This window comes from Streptomyces thermospinosisporus, assembly GCF_039526425.1.
Lineage (GTDB): Bacteria > Actinomycetota > Actinomycetes > Streptomycetales > Streptomycetaceae > Streptomyces > Streptomyces thermocarboxydovorans.
Window position 1 is genome coordinate 1 of sequence record NZ_BAAAIZ010000054.1, and the last position, 884, is coordinate 884.

Below are 884 nucleotides of genomic sequence, written 5' to 3' on the forward strand. Positions count from 1 at the left end.
GTCGCTGCGTGGCCGCCGGGCCCGGTCGCTGCGTGGCCGCCGGGCCCGGTCGCTGCGTGGGCTCTATGCCTGGTCGCCGGGGCGGTCGCTGCGTGGGCTATGCGTGGTCGCCGGGCGGTCGGTGTCCGGACGGGGGCCACGGGTCGCCCCAGTCGGTGTCCCGGGCCGCGCGGTACAGGTCGCCGTGGCGCTTGGTGATCGTGGCGCGGCGCAGGGCGGGCTCGGTCTCGCACAGGTCGAGCAGGACCTGGCCGTTGCGGAGCTGCGGCTTGCGGACGACCCGGGCGGGGGCCGGTTCGGCCGGGTGCCGGGTGGCGGCGACGTAGCTGAACTTCTCGTCCTCGTACGGGAGCGAGCCGCCCTTGATCTGGCGGTGCAGCGACGAGCGGCTGACCCTGGCCGAGAAGTGGCACCAGTCGGTGCCGGGCGCGATGGGGCAGGCGGCGCTGTGCGGGCAGGGGGCGGCGATGCGGAAGCCGGCGGCGATCAGCCGGTCGCGGGCCTCGATGACGCGGGCGTAGCCGTCGGGGGTGCCGGGCTCGACGATCACGACGGCCCCGGCGGCCTCGGCGGCGGTGTCGACGAGGGCGGCGCGGTCGGGGGCGGTCAGCTCGTTGAGGACGTAGGAGACGGTGACCAGGTCCACGGGCTCGAGGGTGAGCGCCGGGCCGATGCGGCTGTGCCGCCACTCGGCCTTGCCCAGGGCGGGGTTGGCGCCGGCCAGCTCACGGCCGAGGGCGAGGGCGGGTTCGGCCCAGTCGAGCACGGTGACGGGGCGTTCGCCGGGCCAGGTGGCGGTGACCGCCCAGGCGGCGGCGCCGGTGCGTACCGTGACGCCGGTCCCGGAGCGGCGACCGCGCGGCCCACTCCCCGGCGACGGAGAC

At 77.4% G+C, this 884-nt stretch carries 1 protein-coding gene; it reads right to left on the reverse strand.

Translation table 11 applies throughout. The features are described from left to right. Positions 1 to 97 precede the first annotated feature (97 nt). A partial coding sequence (locus ABD207_RS19085) for a small ribosomal subunit Rsm22 family protein (RefSeq protein ID WP_344014317.1) occupies positions 98 to 884 on the reverse strand: 787 nt, incomplete at its 5' end.